The sequence below is a fragment of the Streptomyces zhaozhouensis genome (assembly GCF_900230195.1).
Classification (GTDB): domain Bacteria; phylum Actinomycetota; class Actinomycetes; order Streptomycetales; family Streptomycetaceae; genus Streptomyces; species Streptomyces zhaozhouensis.
Genome location: NZ_OCNE01000001.1, coordinates 727,653 through 741,582, shown reverse-complemented (window position 1 = coordinate 741,582; position 13,930 = coordinate 727,653). Strand labels below are relative to the sequence as shown.

Genomic DNA, 13,930 nt, shown 5'->3' with positions numbered 1-13,930 from the left:
ATTACTCCCGGTTTCGGTTCTGGGCCCGCACGGCGTCCACCAGCTCGGCGCCGCGCACCGCCGTTCGCAGGTGCTCTCGCTCTTGCTGGGGGTCGGGGACGCGCACGGCGGCGGCGAAGGCGTCGATCGCGGCGAGGAACTGGTGGCAGGGGGACAGAGTGAGGTCCTCGGCGCGGTCCTGCCACCGCATGTGGAGAACGGGCCGCCAGTCCTGCGGCGGCGTGAACGCCCGCTCCAGGGTGAGCCGGCCCTGGCTGCCCCACAGCTCGTAGCTGGACCGGTAGCTGTGCTCGAACCCGAAAGTCAGCTGTGCCGTGACGCCGTCGGACGTGCCCAGCAGCACGCTGCCGCGCACGTCCACGCCGCTCGCCGGGTCCCGGTGCAGCGCGGCGCCGAGCACCTCCAGCTCCCCGGGGACGAGGAGAAGCGCCGCCTGGATCGGGTAGTACCCGGCGTCCAGCAGGGCGCCGCCGCCCAGCTCCGGCCGGTACCGGACGTCCGTGGCGGGGAGGGGAGGGAAGGCCATCGTGCTGCTGAACACGCGCAGTTCGCCCAGGGTGCCGTCGGCGAGGAGCTTCGCGACCGTCTCGTGCTGGGTGTGGTGGGCGAACATGCGGTTCTCCCGCAGGACGAGTCCCCGTTCGCCGGCCAGCCGGGCCAGGTGCCCGGCCTCCTCGGCCGTGGTGGCCAGCGGCTTCTCGGCCAGGACGTGCTTGCCCGCCCGCAGCGCGCGCTCGCACCACTCGGCGTGCAGGCCCGTCGGCAGCGGGAGGTAGACGGCCTCCACGTCGGGGCGGTCGAGGAGCCGCTCGTAGCCGGTCACGGCGTCACAGCCGAAGCGTTCGGCGAACCGCGCGGCCTTGCCGGGGTCGCGACTGGCGACGGCGACGACCTCGGCCTGACGGGAATCGGCGAACGCCGGGAGGGTGCGCCGCCAGGCGATACCGGCACAGCCCAGCACCCCGACCCTGACCGGCCCCCGCTCCTCGCCGGGGGCGTCCCCGGCACCGGCGACGCCGGGCTGACCGGCGTCCTGGGCCTGACGTGCGTGTGGTTGTCGTGCGCCAGCGGTTCCGTCAGCTGGCCGAGTGTGAGCCACCGGTAGTCCTCCGGGAATGACGTCGTGGCTGACGGCGTCCTCATCGATTCGAGCCACCACGCGGCTGGGGAGAGACGACGTGGCGGGTGGGGTCAACGGGCGCGCGGGGCGCCAGCCCTGCGGAGAGGGACCGGCCGGAAGACCGGCGGACCGGTGTCACACCGCCGCACGGGTACACGCCGCGTGTCTGTGGGCGAAGTCCCGTCCGCGACCACACCGAAGAGAGCCGGAATTACCGGACGGCCCCTCGCCGGGCTGAAAGGAAAATGGTAAGGAAAAACGTCAGGACGTTTGTGCGTTGGTGGGAGAAGAAACGGCGGCGATGCCGCGTTCGGCAGGCGTGCCCCTGGCATCTCACCACCTCGGTATACGTGTGGGCCGGATCGTGACTCGGGGATTCCCGAAGTTCGGCGCCGAGCGTAGAAGGCGGGGTACACCTGGTCAACCCCTAGCTGGGGCGGCCCCATTGGCCCGGTCGCGGGCCGGTGGACGGCCGGAACGCGGGTATTCCGGGGCGGTAGGGGGGCGGTAGGGGTGGGGTGACGGGTAAGGGGCGCAGACCCCGGTGCGGCGCCCCGTCGACTCCCGGCGGAGGGCATTCGTCTGGGGGATTTTCCCGCGCGTTCCCGGTGCATTCCGCAACCCGTGGAAAAGCGTTCGCCGCCGCGCGGAGCGAGGGAGGGCGGACACGCTTCTGCCGTGTCCGCCCTCACCTTCCCCCGGTCCCGGCCCGGGGGCGTCACCCGGGTGTCGCGGAACCACGCGTCCGCACCGCTGTGGTGGTCACGCGGCCCGACGCGACCCGCGCTGAGGCCACGCCCGGGGCCGGCGCCGTCAGGCCAGCGGCATCACCTGCACGTCGCGGAACCACACGTCCGAGCCGGTGTGGTGGTTCTGCAACCCGACGCGGCCCGAGCTGAGATCACGCTCGGGGTCGGCGCCCTCGGTGTCGAAGTCGTTGATCAGCACGCCGTTCAGATAGACCTGGACGCGCAGGTCCTCGACCACGATCTCGTAGCTGTTCCACTCGCCCGGCGGGTTCAGCGCCTCGTCGCGCGCCGCGATGTCGGCGCCCTGGAAGTTGTAGATCGCGCCGGTGGTCTTCTCCGGCTCGTCGGTGGCGTCGATCTGCACCTCGAAGCCCTGGTTGCGCGCCTCGGGGTCGCCCTGCGGGTCGGGAACGCCGATGTGCACGCCCGAGTTGTCGTCGCCGCCCATCTTCCAGTCCAGCTTCAGCCGGTAGTCGGTGAACTCCTCCGGGTGGGTGAGCAGTCCGAGCCCGCCCACCGAGCGGATCGTGCAGTCCGCCTGGTGGATGAAGTCACCGGGGGCCGCCATGTCCCAGTCGGCCAGCGAACCCTCGGTGCCGTCGAAGAGCATCCGGTAGCCCTCGTCCGGCTGCGCCGGGGCGCACGGCTCCTGCTGGATCCGGAGATGGTCCCAGTTGACGTGGCGGTCGTCGTCCTCGCCCGCCGAGACGGTGATGGTGTTGTTCCCCTCCCGCAGCTCCAACTGCTCGACGTGGTCCGCCCACGCGTTCCACACCTCGGTCGTCTCGACCGCGATCTGCCCCTTGTCCTCCCCGTTGACGTCCAGCGAGATCGTCTTGGTGCCGACATAGGGGTTGGGGCCGTTGGCGTAGCGGAACGTCACCGGGTAGGTGCCGGCCTCGTCGACCCGCACGTCCCAGGTCAGCTGGGCGCCGATGTTGTCGAACCCGTCGACGTAGCCCCCGCCGGTGTGGTGGGCGTGCTCGTCGTCGATGTCCGCCAGGCCGGCCAGCGTCCCGTTCTCCGCCTCGTAGACGCCGATCTCGTTCGGCGGCTCCTCGTAGTTCGGGATGGTGTGCACCGTGTACCACGCCTCGGTGCTCCACAGCTCCGTGCCGTCGGCCGCCTCGAACGGGCGGGGCGAGCGGACGTGCGCCACCCGGTCCTCACGCAGCCCCGGGATCTCCAGGCTCACCGTCCGGCCGTCGTCCGAGACCGAGGCGCCGGTGACCGCGAGGACCTCCTCGTTGCGCTTCTCCCCGCCGTACTGCTGCGTCGGGGTGTAGGACCACTGCTCCACCTCGTACCGCTCGGCCGCGTTCTCCACCACGTCGGCGGCGACCGGCTTGGTGTACGTCAGGTCGAACCCGGACTCCGTGACCTCCATCGACAGGATGTCCATCGCGTCGTCGGAGGTCCGCGTCAGCTTCTGGAGGCCGTAGGGGAACTTGCCCGGCTGCTCCCAGTTGCCGCCGCCGCCGATGCCGCCGACGTAGAACGAGCCGTCCGGGCCGATCGCCAGCCGGCTGACGCCCGACTCCAGGCCCTGGGTCATCCGGAAGACGGCGCCCTGCTTCCGGCCGTCGACCTCCTCCAGATAGGCGCGCTGGATGCCGCCGTAGGTGACGTCACCGAAGACCAACTGGCCGGCGAACGGGCCCTCCTCGACCACCACCGGATTGGTCGGCGAGTTGGAGATCTCGCCGTGCGGCAGCCACAGCACCGGCTCGGTGACCGGCTGGTCGTCGAACGGGCCCGGCGGCGTGGTGTAGTGGTTGTAGAACGCGCCCTCCTCGATCTCCACCAGCTTCGACGACGGCAGCCAGTCACCCTGGTTGTCCGTCACGAAGACCTCGCCCTCGGGTCCCCAGCCGATGCCGTTGGGGGTGCGCAGACCGCCGGCGACGTACTCCAGCTCGCCGGTCTCCTTCACGATCCGCACCGAGGTGCCGCGGTTCTCCACGTGCTGGGGGACCGTGGTCCGGCCGCCCGGGGTGATCGCCACCGACAGGTTGAGGTAGTAGTACTCCTCGTCGGCCAGCAGCCCGAAGCCGAACTCGTGATAGGTGCCGCCGCTCGGCCAGGTCGCCAGGGCCTCCTTGTCCTCGTAGACCCCGTCGCCGTCCGCGTCGATCAACCGGCTGAGCTGGTGCTTCTCGGCGACGACGACCTCGCCGTCCTCGACCAGCACGCCCTGCGGCTCGTTCATGTCGGTCGCCACCACCTCGGTGGTGACGTCCGCCGGGTCGGCGTCCTCGCCGACCGTGCCGTCCACGATCTCCACGGCGCCGTCGAAGCTCTCCCGGCCGGCCCAGGTGGTGATCACCATGCGCCCGTCGTCGAACCAGTCCATGCCGGTGATCCGCGGCTCGTAGCCCTCGGGCCGCAGGTCCGTCACCTCGTAGTCGGGGTGCACGCCCGCCAGCGGCGCGCCGTCCCCGGGGCTGGCGTCCACGTCGGAACAGGACTTCACGCCCGGCGAGGTCACCCGGGTGACGCCCTCGTCTGTGGTCAGCGCCGACTCCGGTACCAGCTCGAACTCCTCCTGGCCCGGCGGGCTCCACTCCAGGCGCAGGGCCTTGTCGTACGCGCCCTGGAAGTACTCGATGCGCAGGGCGTGCGCGCCGGCGGTCAGCTCGGCCGTGCCGTCGACGGCCGTCGGCGGCTGCCGCTGGTCGTTGACGATGATCTCCTGGTCGTCCAGGTACAGGCGGGAGCCGTCGTCGCTGATCAGCCGGAAGTCGTAGGTGCCGTCGTCCGGCACGTGGATGTTCCCGATCACGTGGGCGACGAAGTTGTTGCCGATGCCGCCGAAGTCCTCGTCGGACTCCCAGTCGACGGTCGGCCGCAGCACGTCGATGTTCGGCGTCTGGCCCTCGGTCAGCTGGCAGATCTGCTCCAGTTCGAGCCCGACGTCGAAGGCCCGCAGCGTGACGCCCGGCTCCTGCGGCGGCAGTTCGTCCTCCGGTGCCGCCTGGGCCGCGCCGATCGGCAGGACCACCGCGGCGACCAGACTGACGCCCAGGGTCGCCGCCGGGAGGCGGCGCCGTCTGGCGCGTGGTCTCACATGCATGGACAGACTCCTTTGATGCGACTCGTGCGACTGCGGGAAGAACCCCTTCGCCGGTTCGTTCGGCGGAATCGGCGAAGGGGCGGTCTCGTGGGTGTGGTAACGCGCGCAGGGCAGGACTGATCGGCCGGTCGCCCCGTGCCGGAAACGTGCGGCGGGGAATCGGCGAATGAACGGGCAGGACGGAACGAGCTCCGTGCGTTCGGCGCGACGGTAATGTCCGTCACCCGTGCTTGATTTCACGCCGGATTCGGCCGGCGGGTATGGTCGGCCCCGCCGACGCGGGGCCGGAAACGGCCGCTGGCCTGCGCAGACCTGACGGTTGATAAAGAAGACGCGTGATCACCGCGCCCACGGGCGACGTGCCCGTGACACGCGGCGATTCTGGCTACCTGGTGTCGCGAACGGGGGGCGCGGGGGTGGCGGACACGGTTCGGTGGGGGCGCTTCTTCGGGTGCGGGAAGAGTGGCGACGCTGGATACACGGGCAGCCCTCGTTCGCTCGACAGAAAGCGGTTTCTATCGCTGGAAATTACGGTCGCCTCAATCGAGTGTCAATAACGTGCGCAGGAGTTGAGGGCGATTCACATCCATGACCCGGGCAAAACCCGGACAACCCCCAGGAATCGCTTACCGGACCCCGGTGGCGCCGTCACGCGGCGGGCACGAGGCGCGCATGATCACCTCGCCCGGCACGCTGACGTCCTCGCTCAGCGGGCCGTCCGCGCCCAGCGCGAGGTCCGCCGCCCGCCGTCCGATGGCCGCCAGCGGGAAGCGCACGGTGGTGAGTTGGGGCGTGACGTCCGCCGCCGTCTCGATGTCGTTGAAGCCGGTGACGGCGATGTCGCGGCCCGGCTCGATCCCGCCGTCCCGCAGTGCCGTCATCGCCCCGACCGCCATGAAGTCGTTGCCCGCGCAGAGCACGTCGGCGCCGCCGATCCGCCCCGACTCGATCAGCCGGCGGGTGGAGCGGTAACCGCCCGAGCGGTCGAAGGTGTCGCTCTCGACCACGGCGATCCCGCCGCCCAGCGGCGCCAGCCCGCGCCGCAGCCCCTCCGTGCGCTCGGTCACCGTCTCCAGCCGTTCCGAGCCCGTGACCACCGCCGCCCTGCGGTAGCCGTGGCGCGCGATGGCGGTGCCGAGGTCGCGGGCGCCGGCCGCGTTGGCCGGGCGCACCGCGCCGAGGCCGCCGACCGGCTGGCTCAGGAAGACCGCCCGGCCGCCGCTTTCGGCGAACGCCCGCAGCTCGGCGAGGAGCGCGCCGGTGTGCGGGTTGCCCGCGATGCGGCTGCCGCCGACCAGGATCGCGCGCGGTCGCTGGCCGCGGATCGTGCGCACCGAGGTGAGCTCGCGGGCGCTGTCGCGCGCGGTGATGGCGATGGTGACGATCACGCCGTGGGTGTGCGCGGAGCTGACCACGCCCTCGGCGATCGCCGAGAAGTAGGGATCGTCGATGGAGCTGACGAGCAGCGCCAGCACGGGGGCGCTGCCCCGCGCCATGGCCTGCGCCGACAGGTCCGTGCGGTAGTCCAACTCCGCCGCCGCGCGCAGCACCCGCTCGCGGTGCTCGGCCCCCACCTTGCGGTCGCTGTCGTTGAGCACCCGCGAGGCCGTGGCCAGCGAGACCCCCGCGCGGGCGGCCACGTCGGTCAGGGTCGGATTGCCGCTGGACGCCCTGGCCCTCGGCTTGCGCTTCCCATGTCCCGGTCCCTGCAAGGGCATTGACCCTCCAACTGGCATGTACCTAACATCCCCGAAACGGGAAAGCGCTATCCCAGCTTCCGCGAACCGTCGTGTAAGCGCTTTCCCAGCCGGCGAGACTTCCCCCATCGTCCCTTGAAACGTGACGCGAGGTCCGCATGACCGAACTCACCCGGCAGACCCCAACTCTCCCCTCGGCCCGGCTCGTTCGGCGGGCGCGGCCCTCCCGGCGGCGCCGTGCCTCGCGCGGGCTGGTGGCGGCGCTCTACCCGGCCGTCTTCCTCGCGCTGGTGGTGGTGGCGTGGTTCCTCGTCACGGCCACCGAGATGGTCGAGCCGTACATCATCCCGTCGCCGGCCGACACCTGGGCGGCGTTCACCGACTATCCCGACTACCTCTGGGAGCACACCCTCGTCACCACCCGGGAGACCCTGGCCGGCTTCGCGATCGCCGCCCTGGTGGGGGTGCTGGTCGCCGTGCTGATGGTCTACTCCTCGACGCTGGAGAAGACGTTCTACCCGCTCATCCTCTTCGCGCAGGTGATCCCGAAGATCGCGATCGCGCCGCTCTTCGTGGTCTGGCTCGGCTTCGGCACCAGCCCGAAGATCCTGGTGGCCGTGCTGATGGCCTTCTTCCCCGTGGTGATCTCGGGGATCAGCGGGCTGCGCTCCGTCGACCCCGAACTCCTCGAACTCACCTCGACCATGGGCGCCTCCCCGGTGAAGACCTTTCTGAAGGTCCGCCTGCCCGCCGCCCTCCCCGAGCTGCTCTCCGGCCTGAAGGTCGCCGCCACGCTGGCCGTCACCGGGGCGGTGGTCGGCGAGTTCGTCGGTGCCAACTCCGGCCTGGGATACGTGATTCTCCAGGCCAACGGGAACATCGACACCGCCATGCTCTTCGCCGCGCTGATCATCATGTCCCTGCTCGGGGTGCTGCTCTTCGCGGTGATCCAGGTCGCCGAGATGTTCCTGATCCCCTGGCACGCCTCCCGCCGCAACCGCGGCTGAGCCGGCCCGCGTCCGCCTCCCTCCCGGGGCCGCGCCGGCGCCACCCCTACTCCCGGCACCACGGCACCCCTACCTCCGTCCCGCACGACCGAAGGATGACCCATGGCCCTGCGCACATCCCTCAGTCCGCACCGCTCGACCGGCCCGCGGCCCCCGCGACCGGCGCGCACCCGCCGCACCGCCCTGCTCGCCGGGGCCTGCGCCCTCGCCCTCGCCGCCTGCGGTGGCGGCGGTGGCGGCGGCGGGTCGGGCGCCGACGGCACGGACGAGATCACGCTCCAGCTGAACTGGTATCCCTACGGGGAGCACGCCCCCTTCTACTACGGGGTGGAGGAGGGCATCTTCGAGGAGCACGGGATCTCGCTCTCCATCGAGGCGGGCCAGGGCTCGGCCAGGACCGTGCAGGCGGTCGGCCAGCGGGACTTCGACTTCGGCTGGGCCGACGCGCCCGCCGTGCTGGCCAACATCGACCAGGGCGTCGACGTCCGGTCCGTCGCCGTCTTCCTCCAGTCCACGCCCTCGGCGGTCCAGGTCTTCAGCGACACCGGGATCGAGGAGCCTGAGGACCTGCGCGGCCGGACGATCGCGGTCTCCGCCGGCGACGCCGTGACGCTCACCTTCCCGCTCTACCTGGACGCGGTGGGGCTGGCCGAGGGCGACGTGGAGCAGCAGAACCTCGACTCGGCCGGCAAGAACGCCGCGATGATGGTCGGCCAGGTCGACGGGCTGATCGGCTTCGCCCACGACCAGGGGCCGACGCTCTCCGACGAGAGCGGCAAGGAGGTCAACTACCTGCGGTACACCGACGCCGGGCTGAACTTCTTCAGCAACGGCCTGATCGCCCACGGCTCGACGCTCGCCGACGACCCGGAGCTGGTGGAGCGGATGGTTGCCGCCACCTCCGAGGCGTTCGAGGCGGCGCGGCAGTCGCCGGAGGACGCGGTCGCGGCGATGGACAACGGCGACCCGCAGATGCCGAGCGCCGAGGTGCTGCTCGACCAGTGGGAGGCGACCATCCCGCTGCTGGCCACCGAGAACACCGAGGGCCAGGCGCCCGGCACCACCGACGAGGCGGACTGGCGGCAGACCATCGAGACGCTGGCAGAGGCGGGACTGATCGACGAGGCCAGGGAGACCGAGGCGTACTTCGACGCCTCGTTCACGGGCGGCGCAGCCTCCGAGGCGGGCTCGGCGGACGGCGCCGGTGATCCGGCGGAGGGGGACGCCGGTGACGCGGACGGCGCCGGCGACGCGGGCGAGGGGGAGTGACGATGGCGGCCGAGACCGTTGACGGCGCGGCCCGGGGTGCGGGGGCGCCGTCCGACGCGCCGATGGTGGACATCCGGGGGCTGGACGTCACCTTCCACTCCAAGGGCCGCACGGTGCACGCGCTCAGCGGCATCGACCTGGCCATCGAGCCGGGCGAGTTCCTGACCATCGCCGGCCCCTCGGGCTGCGGCAAGTCGACGCTGCTGCGCGTCATCGCCGGGCTGACCGAGGCGACCGCGGGCGAGGTCACGTTGCGCGGGACGCCGGTGGAGGGCGCGCGGCGCGACGTGGGCTTCGTCTTCCAGCGCGCGGCGCTGCTGGACTGGCGGAACGCGCGGGGCAACATCCTCTTCCAGGCCGAGATGCGCGGACTGCCCAGGGCGTGGGCGCGCGAGAGGGCCGACGCGCTCATGGAGATGACGGGGCTTACCGGCTTCGAGAACGCGATGCCCTACGAGCTGTCCGGCGGGATGCAGCAGCGGGTCTCCCTCTGCCGGGCCCTGCTGCACGAGCCCGACGTGCTGCTCATGGACGAGCCGTTCGGCGCGCTGGACGCGTTGACCAGGGAGAACATGAACGTCGAACTCCGCAGGATCTGGGAGGCCACCGGCATGACCGTGGTGCTGGTGACCCACTCGGTGGCGGAGGCCGTCTATCTGGCGTCGCGTGCGATCGTGATGGGGCCGCGCCCGGGGCGGATCATCGAGGAGTTCCCCATCGACCTGCCGGGGCACCGGGAGTACGAACCGACGCTGGAGAGCCCGGAGTTCCGCCGGGTCTCCGGCCGGGTGCGGGAGCTGCTCGGCTCGGCGGCCCACGCGGAGTAGCCTGCCCGCGGCGTGGCCTCGACGACTCACCTTGCCGGTGGGGCGCCGTTGTCGTCCGCGGGTCGGTGCGGAAGCACCGCGCGGTTCCCCGCGCCCCTCGGGGTGCGTCGTGGCGGGGGTTGTCCCCGACTCGCGGGTTTGTCGCGGGTCTGTGCCACGGTGCACCTTCGGGCGCGGGGAACCGCGCGAGCGACCGGCTGTCGGGCGCGGTCGACCGTGGTGGGTGAGCACCCGGGTCCGTGGTCGTCCGCCGGCCGTCTCAGACGCGGAATATCTCCAGGAAGCTGCTCCAGAAGCCCTTCTTCTGCGGGGTCTTCCCCGAGCCCGCCGGTGCGGCCGGGAGCGGGGCCGCCGGCTTGGCGGCGGTGGCGCGCGGGGCCGCGGAGCGGAACGCCGACGCCGTGCGGGTGGCCGGCGCCGGGCTGAACTCCACGGGCAGGGTGGCCAGCGCCCGGTGGAACGGGCCGGGCCGCCACGCCAGTTCGGAGGCCGGCTGGCTGAGCGCGATGTCGGGCAGCGCGTTGAGCAGTTGCTCGATGGCCGCGACCGCCACGACCTGCGCCAGGCTCTTGGCCGGGCAGGCGTGGGGACCCGCGCCCCAGGCGAGGTGGGCGCTGCGGCTGTGGGCCTGGCCCGCCTCGGCGAGTGCCGGGTCGTTGTTGGCGCCGGCGAAGCTGATGACGACCGGGGTGTTGGCCTTGGCCAGAACCCCGCCGAGGTCCACGTCCTGCAACGGGAAGTGGGTCGCGTAGTTGGCGATCGGCGGGTTGTTGAGCAGCACGCGGTCCAGGGCGTCCTCGACCTGCATACTCGGCTCGTCGCCGCCCCGTTCCAGCAGCAGGAGCAGCGAGTTGGCGATGAGGTTGCGCTCCGGCTCCACACTGGCGCCGATCAGCATCACCAGCTGGTCCTTGAGCTCCTCGTCGCTGAGCCCCGCGGAGTGCTGGACGAGCCAGGAGGTGACGTCCTCGTCCGGGGTGCGGCGCTTGAGGGAGACCAACTCCAGGAAGCAGGCGGTCAGTTCCTCGCTGGCGGCCTGCGCGTCGCGGCCGTCGAACATGTCGGCCATCGCGGTGGTCACCCGGTCGCCGATGGTGGCGGGCGAGCCGAACAGCTTGTTGATCAGCAGCATCGGCAGCAGCTTGGCGTAGTCGCTGATCAGGTCCGCCCGGCCGGTCTCGCTGAACCGGTCGATCAGGTAGGCGGCGATCGGTTCGACGTCGCGCCTCACCCGCGCCACGTTGAGCCGGTCGAGGCTCTCGGTGACCGCCTTGCGCAGCCGCAGGTGCTGGGCGCCGTCGGTGAACAGGCAGTTGGGCCGGTAGACCATCATCGGCAGGACCGGGCTGTCCAGCGGGATGCGGCCCTCGTTCAGGTCGGCCCAGCGCCGTCCGTCGCGGGCGAAGAGGCCCGGGTTCTGGAGGACCCGCCGGGCGGTCTCGTGCTCGACGACCAGCGTCGCGTCGACGCCGGGCGCGAGTTCGACGGGGCCGGCCGGGCCGTGCGCCCTGAGATAGTCGTAGACCTTCTCCGGGGCGTCGGCGAAGCCCTGGTCGTACATGGGACATCTCGCCGCACCGGCGGCGGGGTTGTGCTCGTCCATCTTCGTGTCCTTTGGGGGCCCGGGCCCTGGGGCCCGGTGAGGGGGGTCAGGCCGCGCGGTCGAGGAGGTGACGGACCAGGGCGATCAGTGCCTCGTTGGAGGAACGCCGGTCGCGCGCGTCGCAGTAGACGACGGGGGTCTCCGGAAGCAGGTCGAGTGCCTCGCGGATCTCCTCCTGGTCGAACTTCTCCGGGTCGGAGAAGGAGTTCACGGCGATGGCGTACTCCAGGCCGTACTCGTCGAGCAGGTCGATGACGGGGAAGGTCTCCTCCAGCCTGGCGGGGTCGACCAGCAGCAGGGCGCCAAGCGCCCCGCGTGCCATGTCCTCCCAGACCTGGATGAAGCGGTGCTGCCCCGGGGTGCCGAAGAGGTAGAGCACCAGCTCGTCGCTGAGGGTCAGCCGGCCGAAGTCGAGCGCCACGGTGGTGGTCGCCTTGTTCGGCACGCCGCGCAGGTCGTCGACGTGTACCGACGCCTGGGTCATCTTCTCCTCGGTGCGCAGCGGAGCGATCTCGGAAAGGGACCCGATGAAGGTCGTCTTTCCCACCGCGAAATGGCCCACCACCAGGATCTTCGCGGCGGCGGTCACGTCGTCGGAGACGTAGATGGAACCGTTCACCGCGGCGTCAGCCGATGTTGAGGGCTTCGAGTCCATGCAGAACCTTCTCGAGAATCGGTCGGGGAACGCCCTGGGCCGGGGGCGGTTCGGCGCGGCGCAGGAGGTGGCCCTGATCGGCCAGGTCGGACAGCAGCAGCCGGGTCACCCCGACCGGCAGTCCCAGATGGCCGGCGACCTCGGCGACCGACAGATAGCCGCCGGCGCAGAGGTCCCAGATGGCCCGCACCTCGGGGCTGGCCCCGGGCGGCAGGGTCCTGCCGGGGGCCAGGCACACCAGGGCGTGCAGGGCGAGTTCGCCTTCGGAGGGCAGGGTGCGGCCCCCCGTGATGACATAGGAGCGGACGAATCCGCTCGTCGCCGGGGTCTCCTCGCGCGGCGCACTCATGCGTCCGAGTCCGCGGTCAGCCGAGGCGCCGCGCTCATGGCCTTGGCCAGCGCGCCCGTGGTCTTCTGCATCCGGATCGACATGGCCTCCATGTCCACGTCCAGGGTGGTCGAGACGGCGAGGTAGGAGCCGCTGCCGCCGGCGATCAGGAAGATCCAGCCGCCGTCGAACTCGATCAGCGTCTGCTTCCAGTGCCCGCCGTCGCCGAGGAACGAGGCCACGCTCCGGCAGAGGGACTGGAGCGAACTCATCGCCGCGGCGTTGCGTTCGGCGTCGTCCCGGTCGATGCCGTCGGAGCGTTGCATGAGCAGGCCGTCCGCCGAGACCAGGATGGCGTGGCGTGCCCCGCGCACTTCGAGCACGTCGTTCAACACCCAGGACAGATCTGCGCTCACTGGTTCTGAGGTCCTTCCGTGTTGTCTGAGTCGCGGCCGAGCGCGGTGCCCCGCGCGAACGCCTTGAGGCGCGAGGCGGTCTCCGCGTTGACCTCGTCCGAGCCGTGCTCCGGCGTGGACGAGGGCACCACCGTGACGGCACCGCCGCGGCGCCGGCGGCGCTTGGGGAGGCCGCCGGCCGTCTGCCCGATGACCAGGGAGGCGATCGGGGTCGGCTTGTCCTCGTCCTCGTCCTCGTCGGACGTGTCGAGCGCGACCGGTTCCGGGGTGGGGAGCTCCGCCGTCAACAGGCTCTCGGGGACCCGGATGACGGCGCGCACGCCGCCGTAGGGCGAGACGGCGTCCACGGAGACGTGGAACCCGTAGTGGGCGGCGAGCTTCCCGGAGAGGGCGAAGCCGAACTTCGGCGGGTCGCCCAGACTGGTGATGTCGACGGCCCCGCCGGCGGACAGCAGGGACGCGGCGCGGGCCTTGGTCTCCTGGTCCATGCCGAGGCCGGCGTCGTCCACGATCAGGCAGATGCCGGTCGGCACGGCCTGCACGTTGATCTCGACCGGCGAACCCGGCGCGCTGTACTTGGTGGCGTTGTCGAGCAGTTCGGCCAGCACCATCGCGACCGGCTCGACGGCCCGGCTGGAGACGGCGACGTTCGCCTGGGAGTGGATGCGCACCCGCTCGAAGCTGCGGATGCGGCCCTGCGCGCTGCGCGCCACGTCGTACACCGAGGCGTCGCGGTCCCGTCGGCCGAGCCAGCCGCCGCAGAGCACCGAGATGCCCTTGGTGCGTCGGCTGAACTGGCTGCCGGTGTGGTCGACCAGCATCAGGTCGGCGAGGAACGCGCGGTGGTCGCCGTACTTCTGCTGGAGCTCGTCCAGCAGGGCCAACTGCTCCTCGGCCAGGGTGGCCAGGGTGCCCACCGCCGACTTCAGGGTCGCCTTGGTCGCGGACTCGGCGTCCTTGCGCACCTCCTCAAGATCCGAGGCGTGCCGGGAACTCTCGCTGGAGTGGCGCGCCTGGAGGTCGGTCAACTGACCGCGTGTGGTGACGAGTTCACCCTGAAGGGTGTTGTTGCTCGCGCGGAGCTGGACGTTGGTTCTCCGCGCTCGCGTCACTGCGAAGACCGCAGCGATGAGCACCACAAGCAGGACCCACAGAAGTGGGTCCTCAAACAATGACGTCATGAGAC

11 protein-coding genes are annotated in these 13,930 nt (G+C 71.4%); 3 read left to right on the top strand and 8 right to left on the bottom strand.

The features are described from left to right. Window position 1: 1 nt before the first annotated feature. The 3 genes from CRP51_RS03250 to CRP51_RS03240 all read right to left on the bottom strand — a co-directional run bounded on the left by CRP51_RS03250 (window position 2) and on the right by CRP51_RS03240 (window position 6,660). The gene (locus CRP51_RS03250; protein WP_245880323.1) at window positions 2-961 is read right to left on the bottom strand and encodes a Gfo/Idh/MocA family protein; all 960 of its coding nucleotides are present in this window, start codon (window positions 959-961) and stop codon (window positions 2-4) included. A 972-nt stretch (window positions 962-1,933) separates the two neighbouring features. Further along, window positions 1,934-4,942 (bottom strand): 3-keto-alpha-glucoside-1,2-lyase-like domain-containing protein, encoded by a 3,009-nt coding sequence (locus CRP51_RS03245; protein ID WP_097229375.1) that lies wholly within the window; start codon window positions 4,940-4,942, stop codon window positions 1,934-1,936. A gap of 626 nt (window positions 4,943-5,568) precedes the next feature. After that, window positions 5,569-6,660 carry a LacI family DNA-binding transcriptional regulator gene (locus tag CRP51_RS03240; protein ID WP_212615807.1) on the bottom strand — a complete coding sequence of 364 codons (1,092 nt, stop codon included), beginning with the start codon at window positions 6,658-6,660 and terminating at the stop codon, window positions 5,569-5,571. Between the two features lie 137 nt (window positions 6,661-6,797). Between CRP51_RS03240 and CRP51_RS03235 the strand changes: the two genes are divergently transcribed. The 3 genes from CRP51_RS03235 (at window position 6,798) to CRP51_RS03225 (ending at window position 9,742) form a co-directional block, all read left to right on the top strand. Continuing rightward, a complete protein-coding gene (locus CRP51_RS03235; protein ID WP_097229373.1) occupies window positions 6,798-7,646 on the top strand; it encodes an ABC transporter permease in 849 nt (282 codons plus the stop codon). 102 nt (window positions 7,647-7,748) lie between these two features. Further along, entirely contained in the window at window positions 7,749-8,915 is a 1,167-nt protein-coding gene (locus CRP51_RS03230; protein WP_097229372.1) for an ABC transporter substrate-binding protein, read from the top strand. 2 nt (window positions 8,916-8,917) lie between these two features. Continuing rightward, window positions 8,918-9,742, top strand: a complete 825-nt coding sequence (locus CRP51_RS03225; protein WP_097229371.1) for an ABC transporter ATP-binding protein — start codon at window positions 8,918-8,920, stop codon at window positions 9,740-9,742. A 259-nt stretch (window positions 9,743-10,001) separates the two neighbouring features. Here the strand turns inward: CRP51_RS03225 and CRP51_RS03220 are convergent, their stop codons facing one another. From CRP51_RS03220 to CRP51_RS03200, 5 genes are read right to left on the bottom strand one after another with little or no spacing between them, the layout of a single operon-like run. Next, entirely contained in the window at window positions 10,002-11,345 is a 1,344-nt protein-coding gene (locus tag CRP51_RS03220; protein WP_245880322.1) for a cytochrome P450 family protein, read from the bottom strand. 46 nt (window positions 11,346-11,391) lie between these two features. After that, window positions 11,392-12,000, bottom strand: coding sequence for a GTP-binding protein (locus CRP51_RS03215; protein WP_097229369.1), 609 nt, complete (start codon window positions 11,998-12,000; stop codon window positions 11,392-11,394). After that, the gene (locus CRP51_RS03210) at window positions 11,972-12,349 is read right to left on the bottom strand and encodes a DUF742 domain-containing protein (protein ID WP_097229368.1); all 378 of its coding nucleotides are present in this window, start codon (window positions 12,347-12,349) and stop codon (window positions 11,972-11,974) included. The genes CRP51_RS03215 and CRP51_RS03210 overlap by 29 nt, the downstream gene beginning before the upstream one ends. Next, window positions 12,346-12,744, bottom strand: a complete 399-nt coding sequence (locus CRP51_RS03205) for a roadblock/LC7 domain-containing protein (RefSeq protein WP_097229367.1) — start codon at window positions 12,742-12,744, stop codon at window positions 12,346-12,348. Before CRP51_RS03205 ends, CRP51_RS03210 begins: the two co-directional genes overlap by 4 nt. Further along, entirely contained in the window at window positions 12,741-13,925 is a 1,185-nt protein-coding gene (locus tag CRP51_RS03200; protein WP_097229366.1) for an ATP-binding protein, read from the bottom strand. The genes CRP51_RS03205 and CRP51_RS03200 overlap by 4 nt, the downstream gene beginning before the upstream one ends. Window positions 13,926-13,930 lie beyond the last annotated feature (5 nt).

Excerpts from the sequence above, each read along its gene's own strand:
- CRP51_RS03245 (WP_097229375.1), bottom strand. The coding sequence starts at position 4,942 with ATGCATGTGAGACCACGCGCCAGACGGCGCCGCCTCCCGGCGGCGACC.
- CRP51_RS03240 (WP_212615807.1), bottom strand. The coding sequence starts at position 6,660 with ATGCCCTTGCAGGGACCGGGACATGGGAAGCGCAAGCCGAGGGCCAGG.
- CRP51_RS03235 (WP_097229373.1), top strand. The coding sequence starts at position 6,798 with ATGACCGAACTCACCCGGCAGACCCCAACTCTCCCCTCGGCCCGGCTC.
- CRP51_RS03230 (WP_097229372.1), top strand. The coding sequence starts at position 7,749 with ATGGCCCTGCGCACATCCCTCAGTCCGCACCGCTCGACCGGCCCGCGG.
- CRP51_RS03225 (WP_097229371.1), top strand. The coding sequence starts at position 8,918 with ATGGCGGCCGAGACCGTTGACGGCGCGGCCCGGGGTGCGGGGGCGCCG.
- CRP51_RS03220 (WP_245880322.1), bottom strand. The coding sequence starts at position 11,345 with ATGGACGAGCACAACCCCGCCGCCGGTGCGGCGAGATGTCCCATGTAC.
- CRP51_RS03215 (WP_097229369.1), bottom strand. The coding sequence starts at position 12,000 with ATGGACTCGAAGCCCTCAACATCGGCTGACGCCGCGGTGAACGGTTCC.
- CRP51_RS03210 (WP_097229368.1), bottom strand. The coding sequence starts at position 12,349 with ATGAGTGCGCCGCGCGAGGAGACCCCGGCGACGAGCGGATTCGTCCGC.
- CRP51_RS03200 (WP_097229366.1), bottom strand. The coding sequence starts at position 13,925 with ATGACGTCATTGTTTGAGGACCCACTTCTGTGGGTCCTGCTTGTGGTG.